Origin of the sequence: Streptomyces filamentosus (genome assembly GCF_014654895.1) — a bacterium.
GTDB lineage: Bacteria > Actinomycetota > Actinomycetes > Streptomycetales > Streptomycetaceae > Streptomyces > Streptomyces filamentosus.
In genome coordinates this window covers 53479-71607 of the sequence record NZ_BNBE01000004.1, presented here as the reverse complement: position 1 = coordinate 71607, position 18129 = coordinate 53479, and the positions used below count along the sequence as shown (strand labels likewise).

The following is an 18129-nucleotide window of genomic DNA, read 5'->3' as shown; positions in this document are numbered from 1 at the left end:
TCGTGCGGACGACCCGCTCCGGACCCTGTCGGACCACCGACGCCACGGCCTCCTCGCCGTCCCGCGGCGGGAAAACGGCTGCGGGCTCCAGCATCCCGTGGGTGCCGGTGCCCGCGACGTAGGCGTGGATCCGTCCGTCGCGGAGACGCGTGACGACCTTCGGCGGCGGCCCAGGAGTCATCCGCCGAGGCTGACGGCCGACTCGGGAACCCCATGAACCGGGGCGCTGTGGACCCGAGTCGGAAAGGCGACCGAGCGCCGCAGTCGGCCCCGCGGTGCGATCCCGATGCACGGCCCCCCGCCGGTGGCCCGCAACAGGGAGTCCTGGAAGACCTCTTCCGGGACGGGTGCTTCCGGGTGGGGGACGCAGCGCCTGCAGCGCAGGAGCCCGAGGCGCCGCTCCTCCGCCGCAGGGCCTCCCTCACGTGCGCGCGCTCGTTGCCGGCGGGGGTGTCGGAGGCCCGCTGCGTCTGGCGCGACACCGTTCGCCCCTCGGCGAGCCCCGGGGCAGGGGCCCGCGCTGACCTGTCCGCACCCTGTCACTGCATCCTCAGGGTGAACGAGCCAACTGGATTCGCAGATGCGCCCATTCTGTCTGCGTCTTTGGTGATACTTTTGAAATCCAACCGTAAATCCAGGGTAAAAACCGATACGGTTCCCTCTGAGGTGAGTCATGAAGAAGGATCCGCAGGAAGAGGCCCTGTTCAGGGCTGTGGAGGAGCTGCTGGCCGGGGGGCCGGAGTTTCCCGCGCCCGCTGAACGGGCGCGACTGCGTGAGGCGGCCGGTGTCACACAGGCCGCTCTCGCCCGCGCTCTGGAGACGACTCCGCAGACGGTGAAGAACTGGGAGGCGGGCAGGAGCGAGCCCCGTCCGCCGCGCCGCGGGCCGTATCTGGCGCTGCTGGAGGGCTGGGCGAAGAAGTACCCCGCTCCCCGTGAGGAGCGGCCGCCCACCACCCCTGCTCCGGTCGAGGTCCCGGAGCAGGCCCAGGAACCCGCCCCGGCGGCGGCCCCACCCGGACCCGGCACGGCACGCCCGGCGCCGACCTCGAAGCGGCCCCCCGTACGCAAGACGGCCGCCCGCCCCGTCCCGCCGGCCGGGGACGGTCCTTTCGCTCACGGGCCGCTGGCCGTCCTGACCGTCGAGGACGGCGAGCTCGTCGGCCACGCCGCGGGCGGTCTCGTCCTGGACGTCCCCGCGGCGACGCTGCCCGCGCTCGTGGAGTGGACGCTCGCCGAGGGCCGCCTCGGTGCCCCGAGGCTGGACGGCTCGGGCCGGGACGCCGACCCGCTGCTCGTACTGACGCCGTCTGCGCTGGAGCACCTCGGCCTGCCGGCCGAGCTGACCGAGGACGAGCGGGACACCGGCCGCCTCGCCCCGGACCATCCGGCGGTCAAGGGACTGGAGGCGGCTGAGTGGAAGCTGACGCGCCGGGGCTTCGGGCCCTGGGCGCGGATCTACCGTCCGGCGCAGGGCAGCCGCCGTCTGTGCGTCCAGCTGTGCATCCCGTCCTGGCACGCGCTCGACGCACGTTCCTGGAAGAACGCCGCCGCCCTGGAGCCGGCCCACCTGGCCCGGGTGATGAGCCTGTACGCCTCCCGCGTCATGACCCCGCGCGGCTCGACGGCCGTGACAGGGCTGGAGCTGATGACGGCCCTGCACCCCCCGACCCGTGCCTCCGCCCCCGACGCGGAGGGGCGCCGCCACAGCGTCCACAACCCGGGATCCCTCGGTACCGAGCCGATGGATCCCCCGCCGTGCGAAGCGGTCAACGGCCACCCGGTCCTCGCGCACCTGCCCCGCTTCCACGAACGCACCCCCGCCGAGCGGATCTTCGAGGAGGCGTACGACTGGGCGCGGCCACTGAGCGACGAGGACCGCCGGCACACCCACCTGGTGGGCATCGACGTCAACATGGCCTTCGCCGCCGCCGCGAACGGCGCCCTCGTCGGGCTGGCCACACCGCCCGTGCACACCGTCGACCCCGCCTTCGACCCCAAGGTTCCCGGGTCGTGGCTGGTCGACCTCTCCCACGTCAGCCTCGACCGGGTCCTGGTCGGCAAGAAGTGGGTGGACCTGTGCGGCGACCTGCTGCCCAGCCCCTTCACGCAGTACGGCGAGCACCCCGCGGGCCCTGCCTGGTACGCCACCCCGACCGTCGCCTACGCCGTCGAACTGGGCTACCAGGTCCAGCCGCTGGAAGCCTGGCTCCGCCCGGACTCCGGCCGCTACCTCGACGCCTGGTACAAACGCCTGCGCGACGCCTACATGGCCACGATGGCCGACCTCGGCGTGCCCGACGGCCTGGCCCCCGAGGAGTTCCTGGCCGCGATGGACGGCCACAAGGAGCGCGACCCCGACGCGGCGATCGTCCTGGACGCCATCAAGGGCACGGTCAAGTTCGGCCTCGGCAAGCTCCAGCAGAAGGCCGCCGGCGGCGGCTGGACGCCGGGACAGCCCTGGCCGGCGCTCTCCCGCCCGACCTGGCGCCCCGACATCCGCGCCGCGGTCATCTCCCGGGCGCGGATCGGCATGCACCGCAAGATGGTGGCGCTTGCCGCCGCCACCGGCCGCTACCCGGTCTCCGTCCTGTCCGACTGCGCCGTCTACGCCGCGAACGGCCCCTCCCCGCTCGACGTCCTCCCCTATGCGGACGGCAAGACGGTCCCGGGCTCGTTCCGGATCGGGGTCTCGCCGGGGATGGTCAAGCACGAAGGCACCCAGACCCCCCAGTGGGCCGAGCGCCTGCGCGAGCACACCGGCAACCCGCTGCTCAACCTGGCCCGCACCATCAGGACCGGGGCCGCGGCCGGCCCGGACACGGGGGAGTAGACCATGGTGGTCAAGTCGGTCGCCGAGGGCCTGGACCGCGTCCTGGACAAGGCGGTCACGAGGAAGGCGCCGCAGTCCGCCGGGGCACAGGTCCGCTACCTGGTCAAGCAGATGAAGAGCACCAAGGCCGTCGCAGACCTCCTCGGCGTCTCCCAGCGCACCGTCCAGCGGTACGCGAAGGGTGACATCAAGCGGCCTCGCGACCCCCGCCTGGCCGGCCGGCTGGGCGAGGAGGTCCGCAAGCGGTGGCAGCCGAAGGTGAAGGAGCGGGCGAGGAAGGCAGCCGCCAGCACCCAGGGTCTGATGGTCGACGTCCGCGCCAGCCTCGGCTACGAAGCCGCTGCCGGCAGCACCGACGAGGCCCGCGAGCGCCACCTCACCCTCGCCCTGCCCCCGCACCACGCCGCACGGATCTTCGACGCCCAGCAGCACGGCGGCGAGCCGCAGATGCGCCAGGCGGTCGCCGACGCGCTCAAGGAGGTGTACTTCCAGCAGCGCGGCACCCGGGCGGCGAGCCTGGACGAAGTCCGCATGCTCAACGTCCAGCACATCGAGTTCGACCTGTGACCGGCACCCGGGCCGCGGAGAAGGCCACCGAGACGGCCCGGCGGAAGCAGGAGACCTCCGACGAGGCACGCCGCCTCCCGCGGCATGGTTCCATGAGCGACCTGACGGCCGCCGACCCCCACCGCCTCCCCGCGGCCTGGTCGGCCGGGCACACCGGACGGCAGCGCATCCCAACCCCGCCGGAGACGACCGGCCGCCCCGTGCACCAGTCGGACACCGAAACCACCGGCACGACGTGGGCGCGCGAGCGGGAGATCCACCGCCAGGAGCGTCCCGCGGTGGCCGCCGCGCACCGCGTGCGCGAGCGGCGGACGGCCGTCAGCACGCAGCCGTGACCGACTCCGGCCCGGGCCGCCGTGCTTCGGCGGGCGACCGCCCCACCGGCCTGACGCCGGGACAGGCCCTCGCGCCGCTCGCCGTCCGCGTCCAGACCGCCCCTGACGGGACCCTGTCCGTCCCCCCTTCCACCCCGACCACCCCTGACCCGCACTCGACCGCGAAGGAGACGAGGGGCCCCGTGAACGCCACCGTCCAGCTGCGCGAGCACCAGATGACCGGCCTGGCCGCGATCCGCTCCTGGCTCGGATGGCCGCGCACCAGGACGCCCGGGCCGGCGGGGGAGCGGGCGACGTACGTGTCCGCGACCGGCTCCGGCAAGACGATCACCGCCGCGGCCGCCGCCCGCGAGTTCTTCCCCCGCGGCCGGATCCTGGTCATGGTCCCCACCCTCGACCTGCTCGCCCAGACCGCCGCCGCCTGGCGCCGGGTCGGCCACACCGCGCCCATGGTCGCGGTCTGTTCCCTGGAGGCCGACGCCGCCCTTGCCGCGATCGGGGTGCGCACCACCACGAACCCGACCCAGCTCGCCCTGTGGGCCGGCACCGGCCCGGCCGTCGTGTTCGCGACGTACGCCTCCCTCGTCGACCGCGACGACCCCCTCACCGGCCTGCAGAAGGTCCGAGGCCCGCTGGAGACGGCGCTGGCGGGCGGGGAGCGGACGTACGGGCAGCGCCTGGACGGCTTCGACCTGGCGGTGGTCGACGAGGCGCACGTCACCACGGGGGACGCCGCCCGTCCCTGGGCCGCGATCCACGACAACACCCGCATCCCCGCGGCCTTCCGCCTCTACATGACCGCGACTCCGCGGGTCCTCGCCGTACCCCGTCCCGGCGGGGACGGCGAGGAGGCGCCGGTCGTGTCGATGGCGAGTGACCCGGAGGGCGTCTACGGCGAGTGGATCCACGAGCTCGGCCTGTCCGAGGCGATCACCCGGGAGATCCTCGCCGGCTTCGAGATCGACGTCCTGGAGATCCGCGACCCCGACCCGATGCTCGGCATCTCCGAGGAGGCGTTGCGCGGCCGTCGCCTCGCCCTCCTCCAGACCGCCCTCCTGGAGCACGCCGCCCGTCACAGCCTCAAGACCGTCATGACCTTCCACCACCGCGTGGAAGAGGCCGAGGCGTTCGCCGCCCGGCTCCCCCGGACCGCGGCCGAGCTCCACGCCACCGAACCGTCCCTCGACGCGCTCGCGAAGGCGGAGAAGCTGCCCGACTCGTCGATCGGGGCCCGTCTCTACGACCTCGACCCCGGCCGGCACCTCCCGCCGGACCGGGTGTGGTCGGCGTGGCTGTGCGGGGACCACACGGTCGCCGAGCGCCGCGAGACCGTCCGGCAGTTCGCGAACGGCATCGACGCCACCGGCCACCGCGTCCACCGCGCCTTCCTCGCCAGCGTCCGCGTCCTCGGCGAAGGCGTCGACATCACCGGCGCACGCGGAGTGCAGGCGGTCTGCTTCGCCGACACCCGCGGCTCCCAGGTCGAGATCGTCCAGAACATCGGCCGCGCCCTGCGACCGAACCCCGACGGCACCACCAAGACCGCCCGGATCCTCGTCCCCGTCTTCCTCCAGCCCGGCGAAGACCCGAAGGACATGGTGGCCTCCGCCTCCTACGAACCCCTCGTCGCCGTCCTCAACGGCCTGCGCGCCCACTCCGAACGCCTCGTCGCCGACCTCGCCTCCCGCGCCCTCACCCATGGCACCCGCTCACCCCACGTCCACCGCGACGAGAACGACGACACCGCCCCCGCCACCGGCGCCGGCCAGGCCCGGCAAGCCGACGAGGAGACCGCAGCGCAGGCCGGCGAGTCCGCCCTGCTGCGTTTCGCCGGGCCCCGCGACCCGGCCACGATCTCCGCGTTCCTCCGCACCCGCGTCTACCGGCCCGAGTCCCTGGTCTGGCTGGAGGGTTACCAAGCCCTGCGCCGCTGGCGCGCCGGCCACGGCATCACCGGCCCGTACGCCGTCCCCTACGACACCGTGACCACCCTCGCCACCGCCGACGGGACGAAGGAGTTTCCGCTGGGCCGCTGGGTCCACCAGCAGCGCAAGAACCTCCGCGCCGACACCCTGGAGGACCACCGCAGGACCCGGCTCGACGAGGAGGGCATGGTGTGGGAGCCCGGCGACGAGGCATGGGAGGCCAAACTCGCCGCCCTGCGCTCCTACCACCGGGCCCACGGCCACCTCGCCCCCCGCCAGGACGCGCAATGGGGCGAAACCGACCAGGACATGCTCGCGATCGGCCAGTCGATGGCCAACCTCCGCCGCCCCGGCGCCCTCGGCAAGGACCCCGACCGCGTCTCGGCCCGCGAGGCGCAGCTCGCGGCGATCGACCCGGACTGGAACTGCCCCTGGCCGCTGGACTGGCAGCGCCACTACCGCGTCCTCGGCCGTCTTGCCGCCGACGAACCGGACGGTCGCCTGCCCGAGGTCGCTCCCGGCGTCGTCCACGAAGGTGATGACCTCGGTGCCTGGATCCTCCGCCAGTACCGGGCGTGGGACACCCTGACGGAGGGACAGCGCACCCGCCTGACCGGCATGGGCCTGACCGCCCCCCGAACCCCGCCGGCCCCCGCCGGAGGAACGCCGAACGGAAAACTGACAACGCCCTTCCTACGGGGCGTCGAAGCCCTCGCCCAGTTCACCGCCCGCGAAGGCGTCGGCGCGGCCCCCGCCCGCGGTCACATCGAAACCCTCCACACCGACGGAGAACAGCACGACCACAAGCTCGGCATCTGGTACGCCAACACCCGCCAGCGCCGCGACAAGCTGAACCCCGCCCAGCGCGCCGCCCTCACCACCCTGGGAGTCGCCTGGGCCTGACCGCTCGGCCGGTCCGGCTCCGTTCCCAGGGCCACGCTGACCAGCGGGCCGGTGCTCCGCTGCCCGCTTCGACCGTGTCGGCCCGGCCTCCGCGCCGGCCGTGTGCCGGACCCGCCCGCCTGCGGTGCGCTTCGGCTCCGCTTCGCGCGGTCGGCAGGCACCGACCCGGTGCCCGGCTCGCCTGACCGAACGGCCCGCCCGACGGGCCTGGGCCGCCGCGACGGCGGAGGCTTGGTCCGCTGCCTCGACCGACAGGAAACCGCCCCGCCCTCCCCCCGACAGGAACGGTCCCTGGCCGAGCCGGGAGTCGGCGGGAGGGCGTCATCTGCTCGTACCGCCCCCGCGCCCGCGGGGGCGCCCGGGTCCGGCGGCCCGTGATCGATCCTGCTCGGGCGAAGGACCCTTTGCGAGAGCCCAGGCGTCGCGCCGAGGGTTCCGGCCTGGGTGAGCTCGTGCGTGGCCGTGCGACCGGCCTGGCTGCTGTCGAGCGATCCGGCGTCTCGCAGGATTGCCAGGTGTCCGCCGGCCGTCGGGGGAGCGACGCTCACCAGCCGCCGCCGCGTTCCCGGCGGACGTACTCGACCATGGCGCGCTCACCCAGGCGCTCCAGGACGCCGCCACCCGCTTCGGCGGCATCGACGTCCTGGAGTACTCCCCGGGCGGGAGCCTCGAATCCACGCCGCTCACCGCTCCGTCCGGGACCGGCCCGTCCGATGTGCGGTGGGCGATGGACGTCCTGCTCCACGGGGCCCTTGCCGCCACCCGGGCCGTGCTGTCCGCCATGCGCGAGGCCGGCGCCGGCACCCTGCTCTACACCAACGGCGCCGGCTCGGTCGATCCCGATCCGGTGCTCGGCAACCTCAACGCCGCCCAGGCCGCGCTGCGCAACTGGGTGCTCGGCCTGCACAAGGAACTGGCCGGCACCGGCGTCCAGGCCGCGCACGTCGCCATCGGCGCGTGGATCGGCACGGGCGGCCCGCCCGGAGTACCGGCGGCCCCGGCCGAGGAGATCGCCTCCCTCTACTGAGACCTGCACACGCAGCACGACGAAGCCGAACGCGTCTTCACCGTGTCCGCTTCCCGCTCGCACGGGGACGGTCCCAGGGGTGAGAGTACGGCGGCCTGGCCATGGGCCGCCGTGCTCCGCTCCCCGCTACCGCTGCACCCCCGCCCGTAGTCCCGGTCGCTGAACCCAGGCAGCGGACGGGGCTGTTGCCGCGTCTTCAGCCTCCGCCCGCTACCACGGCCATGCCCATCGGCCCGGGACCGACGTGGAATTTCGCGGATCCCGCGCTGCGGGCGCGCCGGGGCCGGGACGATGGTGACATGAGCGAACAGGACGCGGGGCCGGGAGACTCGGTGGTGGTGAGGGTTCCGGTGGAGCCCGTGGACGCTGTGAGGGAGGCTGATGCCCGTGACGCCGCGGACCGCTACAGCGGGCTGGCGGTCCGGGGCCCCCTGTTCGGTGCAGCCGCACAGGACGCGGAGGGCGGGCGGCGGTGGCGGGTGGTCGTCGGGGTCACCCACGGCTGCCCGCAGGAGGCCCGGGACGCGCTGAACTCGCTGTTCTGGTTCCGTGCCAAGGACGATGCGCAGAGCCGCCAGGAGCGCCGCGCGCTGCTGGCGGCGGTCGCCCGTCTGGAGACTGAGCCCCTCGACGAGCTCACCGTGCTCGGAGCCCGCTACCGGGTCGTGCGGGCAGAGGAGTACGCGGCCGTCGACAGCCGCGGCGGCATCGAGACGCCGCGGCCGACCGACCCCGAACCCCTCACCCTCGATTGGGGCCCCGGCGCCCGCAGCGCGCGGGTCGACGACGGCCTCGTCCTCGACCCGGACGCGCCCCTCTCTCCGCTGCAGGCGGCGGAACGCGTCGCCCTGCGTCCCCTGGCCTACAGCGGCATCCGCTTCCCCGTCGAGGTCCTCGCCGATTCCGCAGGGGCCGTACAGAGCCATCCGGACGTCCTGCTGATGCCGGCGGCGTTCCTGATCACCGAGCGGTCCGGCGACGGCGAGTGGTCTGCGGGCAGCAGCCTCCACGCCACCGCCCACGACGCCCGCCGCACCCTGGACTTCGCCCTGACCTGGATGGAACCCCGCACCCGCGGCCTGATCCCGTACGACGCCGACCGCACCGTCGACGCCCGCAATCCGCCCGTCGGCACCACCGACGAGGCAGCCGCAGAGCTCGTGGAACTCGCGAAGGCCGCGGACGCACTGCGCGCCGACCGCCGCGACCAGGTCGAAGTCCACGGCACCGTCTACCGCGTCACCCGCTCCCGACGCCTCCTGCGCTGGGGCCCCGACGGGCCCGAAGGCCCCCGCTCCTCCGACATCAGCACCCACGCCCCCGCAGCGCTCCATCCGCGCCTCGACGACGACGGCACCGTCCACACAGATGGCCTCGCAGATGACGGACCCGTCCGCTGACGCAGGTCGGGGCGCACGGAGCGGACGGTCGCCCGCCGAGCCCGAGGCGGGACCCGGAACACCCCGGCCGGGTGAGGGGAGTACCAGCGGGGGCGCTGGACAGGTCCGGGCGGACCGGCCCGCGACGCGCCGGAGAATCCGGCCGCCGTACGACACCTCACCCTCACCGGCCCCCGGCTACCGCACCGCCTACCACACAGCCCCCGCCCGAGCACGAAGAGGACGACGCCCTCACCGCCCTGGAAGCCGACCTCGACACGGCGACCGCAGCGGCGGAGGCGGTCGGCGACGCCGCCCGGACCCGATGGACCGCCGACTGCTCCTGCTGCGCAGGGCAGTGCTCGCCGGCCGCCCCGCCGGCACCACCGAGCTCGACCAGCTGAGCTGCGACGCCACTCTCACCCGGGCCGAACGGGCCCTGGCCCGCGCCGACACCACCGTGGCGGCGCTGTGCGCCTTCGACGTGAGCACCGACGGCGTCTACGCCTCCGGACCGTTGTGGGCCTCACATCCGGTCCGGGACGATGAGCCCCACACCGCCCGTGCCTACGTATGCCAGGCGCACGCGCAATGGCCTCGCCCTCTTGCCGGGCAGCCGCGAGAAGTCGGCTGAGACGGCGGGTGTGTCCGGCGTGTGGGGGAGGGCGGTGCGACGGAGCGGAGTGCAACGTCTTTGCTGCCCTCGGACCGGGCCTGGCGACGGCCGGGCCCGCCTCGGCCGCCGAAGGCGCTTGGCGGGTCTACGGCAACACGAACCCGATCACTCTCTGCCCCGGGGTACCGAAACGGCCGGAGCGGTGCTCCGGAGGGGAGCTGTCCAGCCCCAGCCTCCGAGCCTCGCCGGCCTGCGTCGGCGGAATCGGCGTGTCTGCCACCGAAGTCGCAAGGGTTCACAGGGTATGCGTGCCTCCGGTACTCGGCTGACCGCCACACACAGCCGCTACGGCCGGATCGGAGAAGGCATGTCGCACGTACAGCTCTTGGCCAAAGGGGCAGGGCAGGGCTCTCCGCCCTTCTGGATCATCGCCATCGTTCTGATCGCCATCGTAGGAGGGGCGTTCTTCATGACGAAGGTCCGTAGGAGATGAAGACCGGAATCCAGCCCGTCCGTCTCGACAGGCGTCCTAATTCGTGCACGAGGGAGTCACCGGACTTCACCGATACCGGCCCCGGCCCGGGGCGACCGTTGGGCGGAACCGGCACCGGCCGGAGCGCTTTCGAGCTGTGGAGCGACCATCGCCCACCCGAATCCCTCCAGCCGGGGCGGTGGTCGGTCCGGCCGTGGGCGGCGCCCGGCTGCCCGTGGACCTGCAATAAGGATGTGCCGTGGACGCCCCTCCGGCCCCGTGTCCCCCTCCCGCCGATGGATCGCGATCCACGGGGTAGACGGGCCGGCATGGCACCGATGAGCACACACCTCACGTCCCTGCGGGCCGTACGCGAACTCCGCCGGATCCGCTCCTTCTACACCGCGGGCGTCCTCCTGTGGGCGTCCGCCGGGGCCTGGTCGGGATGGACACACCCCGGGAGCCGGCAGATGTGGGTCTCTCTCCTCCTGCTGTCGGTCTTCACCGGCCTGCTTGCCACCACCTCCGTCTGGCTGTCGCGACTGCGGTCCGCCCGGGGCCATCGGCCGGCCCGTCACGCCGCACCCCGACGGGCCGTCACCCCAGGACACGTCGGTGCCTGACCCCCCTCCCCGCCACAGCGCCTCCTCCAGCCTTCCGCATCCGGCCCCGGGCCCGCTCCGGGGCCCGGCCGTTTTCTGACGGGAAGCCAGGGCATGCGGGGCTCCATGAACCCCGACACGCTGACCCAGACCGCTTCCGGTACCAGCAGCGCCCTTCTGATACCGCTCCTGTGCCTCTTCCTGGTCCTCGGCCTGATCCAGGTCGTACGACCGCAGTTGCTGTGGAGAGCCAACGCCCGCCTGCAGAAGGGGTGGGTGAAGGATCCGGGCGCCACCGAGCCCACAGGAAAGGGATACGCCGTGCAACGCATCACCGGAGTGATCTTTCTGGCCGTGGCCACCTGGATGCTGGTCCGAGCCCTCTGAACCCTCGACGAATCCCGGCATCCGCCCGCGCCACCCGTGTGACGGCCCCAAGACCCCGGCCCCGATGCCTTCGCGCGGCCGGTCTCCACGTCGCCGAAGACATCGGTGCCGACGTGGGGCCGCGCCCAGGCGCCGGAGCAGGGCAGCGAGACCGGCGGACACCCTGCATCGGCTGTGCACCTGCGCCCGGGCGCAACCGACGGGAAGCAGTCGGCGCACACTCCGGCGACCCGGAGGGCATCGCCGGCGCCGCCCTCGCCGACAGCGGCCACGACACGACCACCACGACGACTTCGGTGGGACCAACGAGCCATCCGGCGTCCTCCTCGTCCTGGACCGCGTTCGCCCCGACACGACACGACACGACACGACACGACACGACACGACACGATGCGGCGCGGCTCCGGAAGCGGCCCGTACCTCGCTGTCCACATCATCCGCCGCCTCTGCGGAGGATGCTGCACCGTCGCCGCCCACCGGACAGACCCGAGTCCCCGCCCGACCGGTACGAGGCGACGCGGGCGCACCGCGACGAAGCACCCAGAAGGAGTGCCGCCCGGGGGAGCATCGGGTCCCACCTCTTCCAGCACGGCGTCCGGCTGCGACGGGACACCGCACCCGAGGAACCCGGCGAGCACACCGAGCGGACGACGCGGGGCGAATCGGTGAGCCTCCACGGCGTCTCGGTCGAGGGGAGAACGGTACGGCCTGCCCCTTCTGGGAGAAGTGGCCCGGACGGTACCCGCGCCCGCCCGGCACGCGCATCACCTCGGCAACACCATTGAGTGGCTTCGGAGTCGGCCCCAGGCCGGCTCTTGTCACGGGCCCGGCCCACGCCTCCCGGCGCCCCGCGCGATGCCGGACTCGGCGTCCCCGTGGCTCGGTATGCTGTCCGGACTTCTCCACGCACGGGTGAGGCGATGAACGGCAGGACGACGAGGCGGGGAGCCACTCCTTATTCGACCGGCGGCGGCGGGACCGTGCTGGAACACCTGTACGGTGCAGTGCTGCTGTCCCATCTGCTCACCGAAACCCCGGTCCCGGCTCTGGGGGACCACGTCACGCCGACCGACGTCCGCTTCCAGGCGAAGGCCGTCGACGACGTGGACGACATCCACGTCACCGGACTCGCCCCCGGCGGGGCGCGGCACCGCCTGTCGATCGGCGTCCGCCGCCGCCCCAAGCTCACCGCAGCCGACAGCGACTCCGTCCGCCTCATCAGCTCTTACCTGACCACGGTCGCGGCCCGCTGGCCCCTGCTCCAAAGCCGCCGCTGGAGCCTCGCCCTCGCTGTCGCCTCCGTCAGCGTCCCCGCGCACCAGCTCGCCGAACTGGCTCTCGCCGCGGCCGCGACGGGCAGCAACTCCCGCTTCCGCGCCCGCATGACCGAACCCGGGCGCCCCGGCCGAGCCGTCCTGGGACGCCTCGACCAGCTCGACGCCCTGGTCGCCGCAGCCCTCCACCAGGGTGCGCCCGACGGGGGCGCCGACCAGGCGGAGGTGACCTGGCGCCTGCTCTCCCGACTGTCCGTGGTGGAACTGCGCCTCGAGGGAACCCGGAAGGAGGACCGCTCCCACTCGGTCGGCCGCCTGCAGCACCTGACACCGTCGGGGACCCCCGCCGAAGGCGACGCCCTGTTCTCCGCGCTGGTCGAGAAAGCGGGCACGTACGCGCCCGCCGGCGCCACGGTGAACCGGCAGACGCTCCTCGCCGACCTCCAGGGCCTTCCCGGCCTCCGCGACGGCATCGTGCTGCTCCCCGAGCCCGCTGCCCCCGTGACGACGGCGCCGAGCAAGCCCTCTGAGGCCGTCGCCCCGCAGCGCCGCACCGCGGCACGGATCGGGCCGCCGCGTGAGCTGTGGCCGCCCAAACGGCACTTGCTGCCCGGAGCCGAACAGCCCCAGGTCTGCGAGGGCACCGTCGTCGTCCGCCACGGCTACCGGATGTCCGCCTTCGACGCCCTGACCGGTGCCGCCCTGTGGACCAAGCACACCGCCTACCGCGGACGGCCCGCCGTCGGCGGTGGCGCGGTCTACGTCGCGGACAAGGACCGGTACCCCCTCCCGCGCGACCTGCGGACCGGCAACAAGAGGTCACCGCTGCCCGGACAGATCGTCGACGGACTAGCCGTCCACCACCGCGGCACCCTGTATGCCCCCGACGCCCGCGGCCGCCTCCACGCCACCGACACCGCCTCTGCGACCCGCCTGTGGACCGCGCCGACCGGCACTCTGGTCACTGCGCCCGTCCAGATGGCCGGCAGTGCCCTCGTCGCCGTCCTCGAAGCGGACGCGCAGCCGCCCGGCGCCGGGCCCGGCCAGGTGCTGGCCCTGGACGTCGACACGGGGACGCCACGCTGGCCGCGACCCGTCACCCTGCCCGGCATCGAGCAGTGGACGGCGACGGAGCAGGCGGTCCACCTCGTGCGTCACGCAGCCGCCGGACACCGCCTCACCGCACTCGACACCGCAAGCGGTGTCCGGCGCTGGGACCGTTCCCTGCCCGACGCGCCGGTCGCCAAGCCCGTCGCGGCGGGCGACACGGTCTACCTCACCACCCGAGACGGCACCGTCCACGCGATCGACGCCACCACAGGCACCCGAAAGTGGACCGTGCGTGTGGGCACGCGCGTCACCGTGCCGCCCGTCGTCGCCCAGGACCTGGTTCTTGTCGCCGGCCACACCCCAGGGCGCGTCACCGCCCTCCACACGCGGACCGGCGAACCGGCCTGGCCCAAGGCCGGCGTCGGCAAGGGGGCATTCGTCAGCACGCCCCACCTGGTGGGCGACACGGTCTGGGCGGCCGACCGGACCGGCCGGCTGCATGCCTGGAACATCGGCACCGGCAGACCGCTGTCGGTCCGTTACCAGGACGCGCTGTGGGACGTCGATCTCCAAGGGACTCCCACGGTCACCGACGGGGTCTTGTACTTCGTCACGCGCGGCGGTGACCTCCGGGCCCTCCGCCTCACCTGACGCTGCCCGGCGCCCCAGGCCGACAGGCAGCCCGCGACCACAAGCGCTCGCGGCGGTCCGGACACGGGCGGAGGACCCGCGGCCGGTCAGGAAACAGCAAGCGTCGCCCGTACCGGCCCGCGATGCGGGGGCCCTCTCCCGGCGACCGCAGGGGCAGCAGCCCGGCCCGGGGCCGTCCCGGCACGCGAGGAGCCTCGGGCCGGCACCAGCCGCCGTGCGCCAGGACCGGACCGGATCCAGACTCGAAGGCGGGGGACCGAGGCGGCGGAAGGGCCGGTGCGATGACGGAGGACCCCGGGGCCGCGCTGGCCGTGTTCCTGGAGCGGTCGCACACCACGGCTCCGCTGCAGGTGCCGCGGCTCGTCGAGGAGACGGCCCGCCGGCTGGGGATGCTGTCGGCGACCGTCTACCTGGCGGACGTGCAGGAGGACGAGCTGGTGCCGCTGCCCCGCCCGGGCGTGGACGACGGCGGCGAAACGCCGGCGATCGAGGGCACGGTGGCCGGCTGGGCGTACCGGACGATGTCGCCGCGCTTGTCGCGCTCCCGGCCGCCGGCGGTGTGGCTGCCGCTGGTCGACGGCATCGCGCGGATCGGGGTGCTGCGGGTGACCGCCGAACAGGTCACGCCCGCCACGCTGGACTGGGCCCGGCACCTGGCGGCGGTCACCGCGCTGACGTTGGTGTCCAAGAGCGGGTTCAGCGACCTGTTCAGCCGCACCGCGCGCCGGCGCCCGATGACCACCGCCGCGGAGATGGTGTGGGCGTTCCTCCCGCCGCGCACGCTCGGCACCGACACGGTCACCTCCACGGCCGCGCTGGAGCCGGCCTACGAGATCGGCGGGGACGCCTTCGACCACGGCCTGGACGACGGCCGCCTGCACGTGACGGTGGTCGACGCGATGGGCCACGACCTCGCCGCGGGACTGGCCTCCGCCGTCGCGCTGGCCGGCTGCCGCTCCGTCCGCCGCGCGGGCGGCTCCCTGACCGACATCACCGCCCGGATCGACGAGGACCTGCACCGCTGGCAGCCCGACGGACTGCTCACCGGTGTCTTCGCGCACCTCCATCTGGAGACCGGACAGCTGTCCTGGGTGAACGCCGGCCACCCGCCCCCGCTGCTGATCCGCGCCCACCGCGTCGTCCCGGGAGCCCTGGAATCCCACGGCGAGCTGCCGCTGGGACTCGGCCCGGACCACGCCCGCTCCCGCACCGTGCACGAGGCCCAGCTGGAACCCGGCGTTCCACACCGACGGCGTCACCGAGGCCCGCTCGGCCTCCGGCCTGCTGTTCGGCGAAGAGCGGCTCGTCGACTTCGTCACCCGGGCGCTGGCCGCCGGCGAACCCGCCCCCGAAGCCCTGCGCCGCCTCGTCCACACCCTCCTCGACCACCACCACGGCCGCCTGCAGGACGACGCCACCATCGTCCTGGCCGAATGGCATCCCACCACCGACGGCACCCGTCGGTGAGCGCCCCCTGCCGCCCCGAACGCCCGCCCCGCGCCCGACGGCAGCGAACGCGTACGGGAGCGCGGCCGGACACCGGAACACGAGGCCCACCGCCCCCATCCGCCGGGGGCCAGGGCCGCCATGCCTACCGGCGCCTCCTCGACCGCCCCATGGCTACGCCCGCCAGAATCACCAGAACGGCCACGGCCAGCAGCGTGATGCCGCCGGTGCCGCTCGGAAACCAGATCGCGGCCTGCTCCGTCACGACTTCCTCCTCGATCTCCTGGTTCTTCATTTCCCCGCCCGGGCCGGCCCGGGCAGCGATGGCCGCTGCCCCCGTACGCAGGAACAGCCTCCGTCACCGACGACGCCCCTGCTCCCGCGGCCACACACCGGGGAGGCCGCGTCGAACGTGACCTCGCTCCCGACTCCGCCGACAACCGTGCCCCTCTCCGCCGACAACCGTGCCCCCGACCGGCGCCGCGACGAGGACACGCCCCCAGTGGCCACGGAGTCGAGGGTGCCCCCGAACTCCCGCTTCAACCCCGCGCCCCCACCTCGCGGTTCGGCCGAGGACGCCGAGACCGCCTCCGGACAGCAGCACGCCCAGGCCCGCCTCCCGCCGCCCAGTGCGCTCGCGCGGGGACGGGGACGAAGTGCTCGCACAGTTCCCCGTCGTGGTCGTCCGCGGCGGTGACGGGGACGAAGGTGCCCGCAACGACGTCCAGGAGCAGCCGGTCCAGCTCCGGGCCCGCGTCGTCGGCGACCGCGCAGGCGGTGTCCATGTCGGCGGTGAGGATCGTCCGGAGGCAGGCGAAGGCGTCGGCGACGTCGTCCGGCTCCATCGGGGCGCGCGGCGCGGCGACGGTGTTCTCGCGCATGAGCGCTCCTCACTTTCGGGGCGTCCCGCTGATCGCGGCGGTCTTGCCCAGGGCCGTCTCGGCTGACCGCCGCGAGACGCGTGACTCAGGGGTTAGGCTCTGTCCGCACGGAATAGGGGGATGGCGATGGAACAGTGGCCTGAGGGGCCCACCGCTGATCCGGAGGCGGCGCGGGAACGCTATGTTTCCGATACGCGGGCGTCGCGTAAAGCTCTGCGAGAGGTCATCAGGGCCGATCTGCAGGCCGCGCACTTCGGCCTCGGGATCGTCGTCGTGGCGAGTGTGGTCGTCGGCCTGTTTGCAGGACCCGTCGTCGGAGCCCTGGTGGCTGGATCCTTTGCTGTTCTGTTCCTTGTCGCGCTGGTGGTGATGTTCCTTCGTGGCATCCGGGGATCGGACGCAGGTCGGCGGGCCTATCTCTTCGCCTTCGGCTGGGCGAACTGGGTCTAGGGAAGTCACGGACCGGCGGGCGCCGACCTGTACGGGCCGCAGGATCGTCTCCCACGCGCCGGCCGCTGGCGATCGGGCGGTGACGCTGCCGACGTGCTGCCCCCCCGACGAGCGGGGACGGCCCCGCTTCCGGTCGGCCTCGTTCCTCGCCTTGATCTGCTCCTCGCGCCGATTTCGGCCGGCGTACGGGCTGCGGCCCTGTTCCCTGCCGGTCCCGCGGGTGCCTTTCGTCCGGGGTGGTCACCGTTCAGGCGCCGTCCGTGGCGGCGGGTTGTCGGGAGACCAGCGGCGCGGTCTGCTGCGGCTGCGACCGAAGCGACGCCTGCACGGACCGTGGGGACGGCGGTGCGACGATGAAGGAGGCCCGGACGCTGCTGATCCACCAGGGCTAGTCGGTTGTCGCCCGTGTTTCCGGGGACGGGCCTTTCCCGGGTTCACCGGCTGGTGTCATTGCCTGGACGTACGGAGACGGTGGTCTCGGTCACCCGGGGCGGCGGGGGCAGGGAGCAGGCGGGAGTTCCTCCGGGCAGCCGGTGTCGGTGGGCCGCGATGAGCCGGTAGACGCCTCGGGCGCCCCACCGCACACCAGGCAGCAGGAGCACCGCGCCCACAGGTGTCCAGAAGCCGCCCGCGCTCAGGAGGGCCTTCGCCACGGCTCGCGCTCCGCCGTCCACCGCTCCCGAGGGCGTCACCCACAGCACCTCGTACGCGGCACGCTCGGGCGTGACGCCAAGAGCATCGAGGTCCGTGAACTGCCACGGAACGATCTCGCAGCGCGGCCGCACACGCCGTTCGGCGAAGTCTGCCGCCGTCGTGCAGAATCCGCAGTCTCCGTCGTAGACGAGCACAGGCCGAGAGCGCATACCTCCATCATGCGGCGCCTCGCCTGGATCGCGCCGAAGGCCCCCTTCGTCTTTCCCTCTTTCCCGGCGTCGGAGCGGCGTGGCGCCGGCGGTCCGCGAGGGCGGGCGTCTGTCAGGGTGGAGAGGTGACCGCTGATGCGCGAGAGCCCGCCCGCACCCCTGACGGACGGTATGTGATCATCGACGGCCGGCGCTGGCGGGCCACGGACCCCGCCGTGCCCGAGGACGTGGCAGCCCGGCTGCGGTCCCACCTCATGGCCGCGCGGCGCGCCGTCGCCGCGGCCCGCCGTGCTCAGGACACGGCTGCCGAACGCACGGCCCGCGACCGCGTGCACACCGCGAAGGTCGCCCTCGGCGAACGCGGCACGCCCTGGTGGGACCAACAGGAGTCCGAGCGCCGCGCCCGCTGGAGCGACGCCCTGGCCGCACTCGACGACCACGGTGAACGGGACACCGGCGAAACGTGAG

At 73.8% G+C, this 18129-nt stretch carries 15 protein-coding genes; 13 read left to right on the top strand and 2 right to left on the bottom strand.

What is annotated here, in order from left to right; genetic code table 11:
* The first annotated feature begins 673 nt into the window (after positions 1-673).
* From tap to IE326_RS42055, 11 genes are all read left to right on the top strand, one after another.
* Positions 674-2833: a telomere-associated protein Tap gene (gene tap, locus IE326_RS34125; protein WP_190044339.1), complete on the top strand. Its 2160-nt coding sequence runs from the start codon at positions 674-676 to the stop codon at positions 2831-2833.
* Between the two features lie 3 nt (positions 2834-2836).
* Positions 2837-3400, top strand: coding sequence for a telomere-protecting terminal protein Tpg (gene tpg, locus IE326_RS34120; protein ID WP_190044338.1), 564 nt, complete (start codon positions 2837-2839; stop codon positions 3398-3400).
* Positions 3397-3735 carry a hypothetical protein gene (locus IE326_RS34115; protein WP_190044337.1) on the top strand — a complete coding sequence of 113 codons (339 nt, stop codon included), beginning with the start codon at positions 3397-3399 and terminating at the stop codon, positions 3733-3735. Before tpg ends, IE326_RS34115 begins: the two co-directional genes overlap by 4 nt.
* Before the next feature lie 215 nt (positions 3736-3950).
* Complete coding sequence (locus IE326_RS34110; protein WP_229915882.1) at positions 3951-6563, top strand: DEAD/DEAH box helicase; 2613 nt, start codon at positions 3951-3953, stop codon at positions 6561-6563.
* Between the two features lie 508 nt (positions 6564-7071).
* Positions 7072-7590, top strand: a complete 519-nt coding sequence (locus IE326_RS34105) for an SDR family NAD(P)-dependent oxidoreductase (protein ID WP_229915801.1) — start codon at positions 7072-7074, stop codon at positions 7588-7590.
* 299 nt (positions 7591-7889) lie between these two features.
* Complete coding sequence (locus IE326_RS34100) at positions 7890-8990, top strand: DUF5954 family protein (protein ID WP_190044336.1); 1101 nt, start codon at positions 7890-7892, stop codon at positions 8988-8990.
* 304 nt (positions 8991-9294) lie between these two features.
* The gene (locus IE326_RS34095; protein ID WP_190044335.1) at positions 9295-9603 is read left to right on the top strand and encodes a hypothetical protein; all 309 of its coding nucleotides are present in this window, start codon (positions 9295-9297) and stop codon (positions 9601-9603) included.
* A gap of 792 nt (positions 9604-10395) precedes the next feature.
* Complete coding sequence (locus IE326_RS34090; protein WP_308440355.1) at positions 10396-10680, top strand: hypothetical protein; 285 nt, start codon at positions 10396-10398, stop codon at positions 10678-10680.
* Between the two features lie 105 nt (positions 10681-10785).
* Positions 10786-11046, top strand: a complete 261-nt coding sequence (locus tag IE326_RS34085; RefSeq protein ID WP_150233259.1) for a DUF6199 family natural product biosynthesis protein — start codon at positions 10786-10788, stop codon at positions 11044-11046.
* Between the two features lie 980 nt (positions 11047-12026).
* Positions 12027-14021, top strand: coding sequence for an outer membrane protein assembly factor BamB family protein (locus IE326_RS34080; RefSeq protein WP_190044334.1), 1995 nt, complete (start codon positions 12027-12029; stop codon positions 14019-14021).
* Between the two features lie 281 nt (positions 14022-14302).
* The gene (locus tag IE326_RS42055; RefSeq protein ID WP_444545381.1) at positions 14303-15883 is read left to right on the top strand and encodes a PP2C family protein-serine/threonine phosphatase; all 1581 of its coding nucleotides are present in this window, start codon (positions 14303-14305) and stop codon (positions 15881-15883) included.
* A gap of 123 nt (positions 15884-16006) precedes the next feature.
* Here the strand turns inward: IE326_RS42055 and IE326_RS34065 are convergent, their stop codons facing one another.
* A complete protein-coding gene (locus IE326_RS34065) occupies positions 16007-16348 on the bottom strand; it encodes a hypothetical protein (RefSeq protein WP_190044332.1) in 342 nt (113 codons plus the stop codon).
* 120 nt (positions 16349-16468) lie between these two features.
* Between IE326_RS34065 and IE326_RS34060 the strand changes: the two genes are divergently transcribed.
* A complete protein-coding gene (locus tag IE326_RS34060; RefSeq protein ID WP_190044331.1) occupies positions 16469-16798 on the top strand; it encodes a hypothetical protein in 330 nt (109 codons plus the stop codon).
* A gap of 434 nt (positions 16799-17232) precedes the next feature.
* On the opposite strand, the gene IE326_RS34055 is transcribed toward IE326_RS34060, so the two are convergent.
* A complete protein-coding gene (locus IE326_RS34055) occupies positions 17233-17661 on the bottom strand; it encodes a thiol-disulfide oxidoreductase DCC family protein (protein ID WP_190044330.1) in 429 nt (142 codons plus the stop codon).
* A gap of 173 nt (positions 17662-17834) precedes the next feature.
* Here IE326_RS34055 and IE326_RS34050 point away from each other — a divergent pair, with 173 nt between their 5' ends.
* Positions 17835-18128 (top strand): hypothetical protein, encoded by a 294-nt coding sequence (locus IE326_RS34050; protein WP_373310357.1) that lies wholly within the window; start codon positions 17835-17837, stop codon positions 18126-18128.
* The last annotated feature ends 1 nt before the right edge of the window (position 18129 follow it).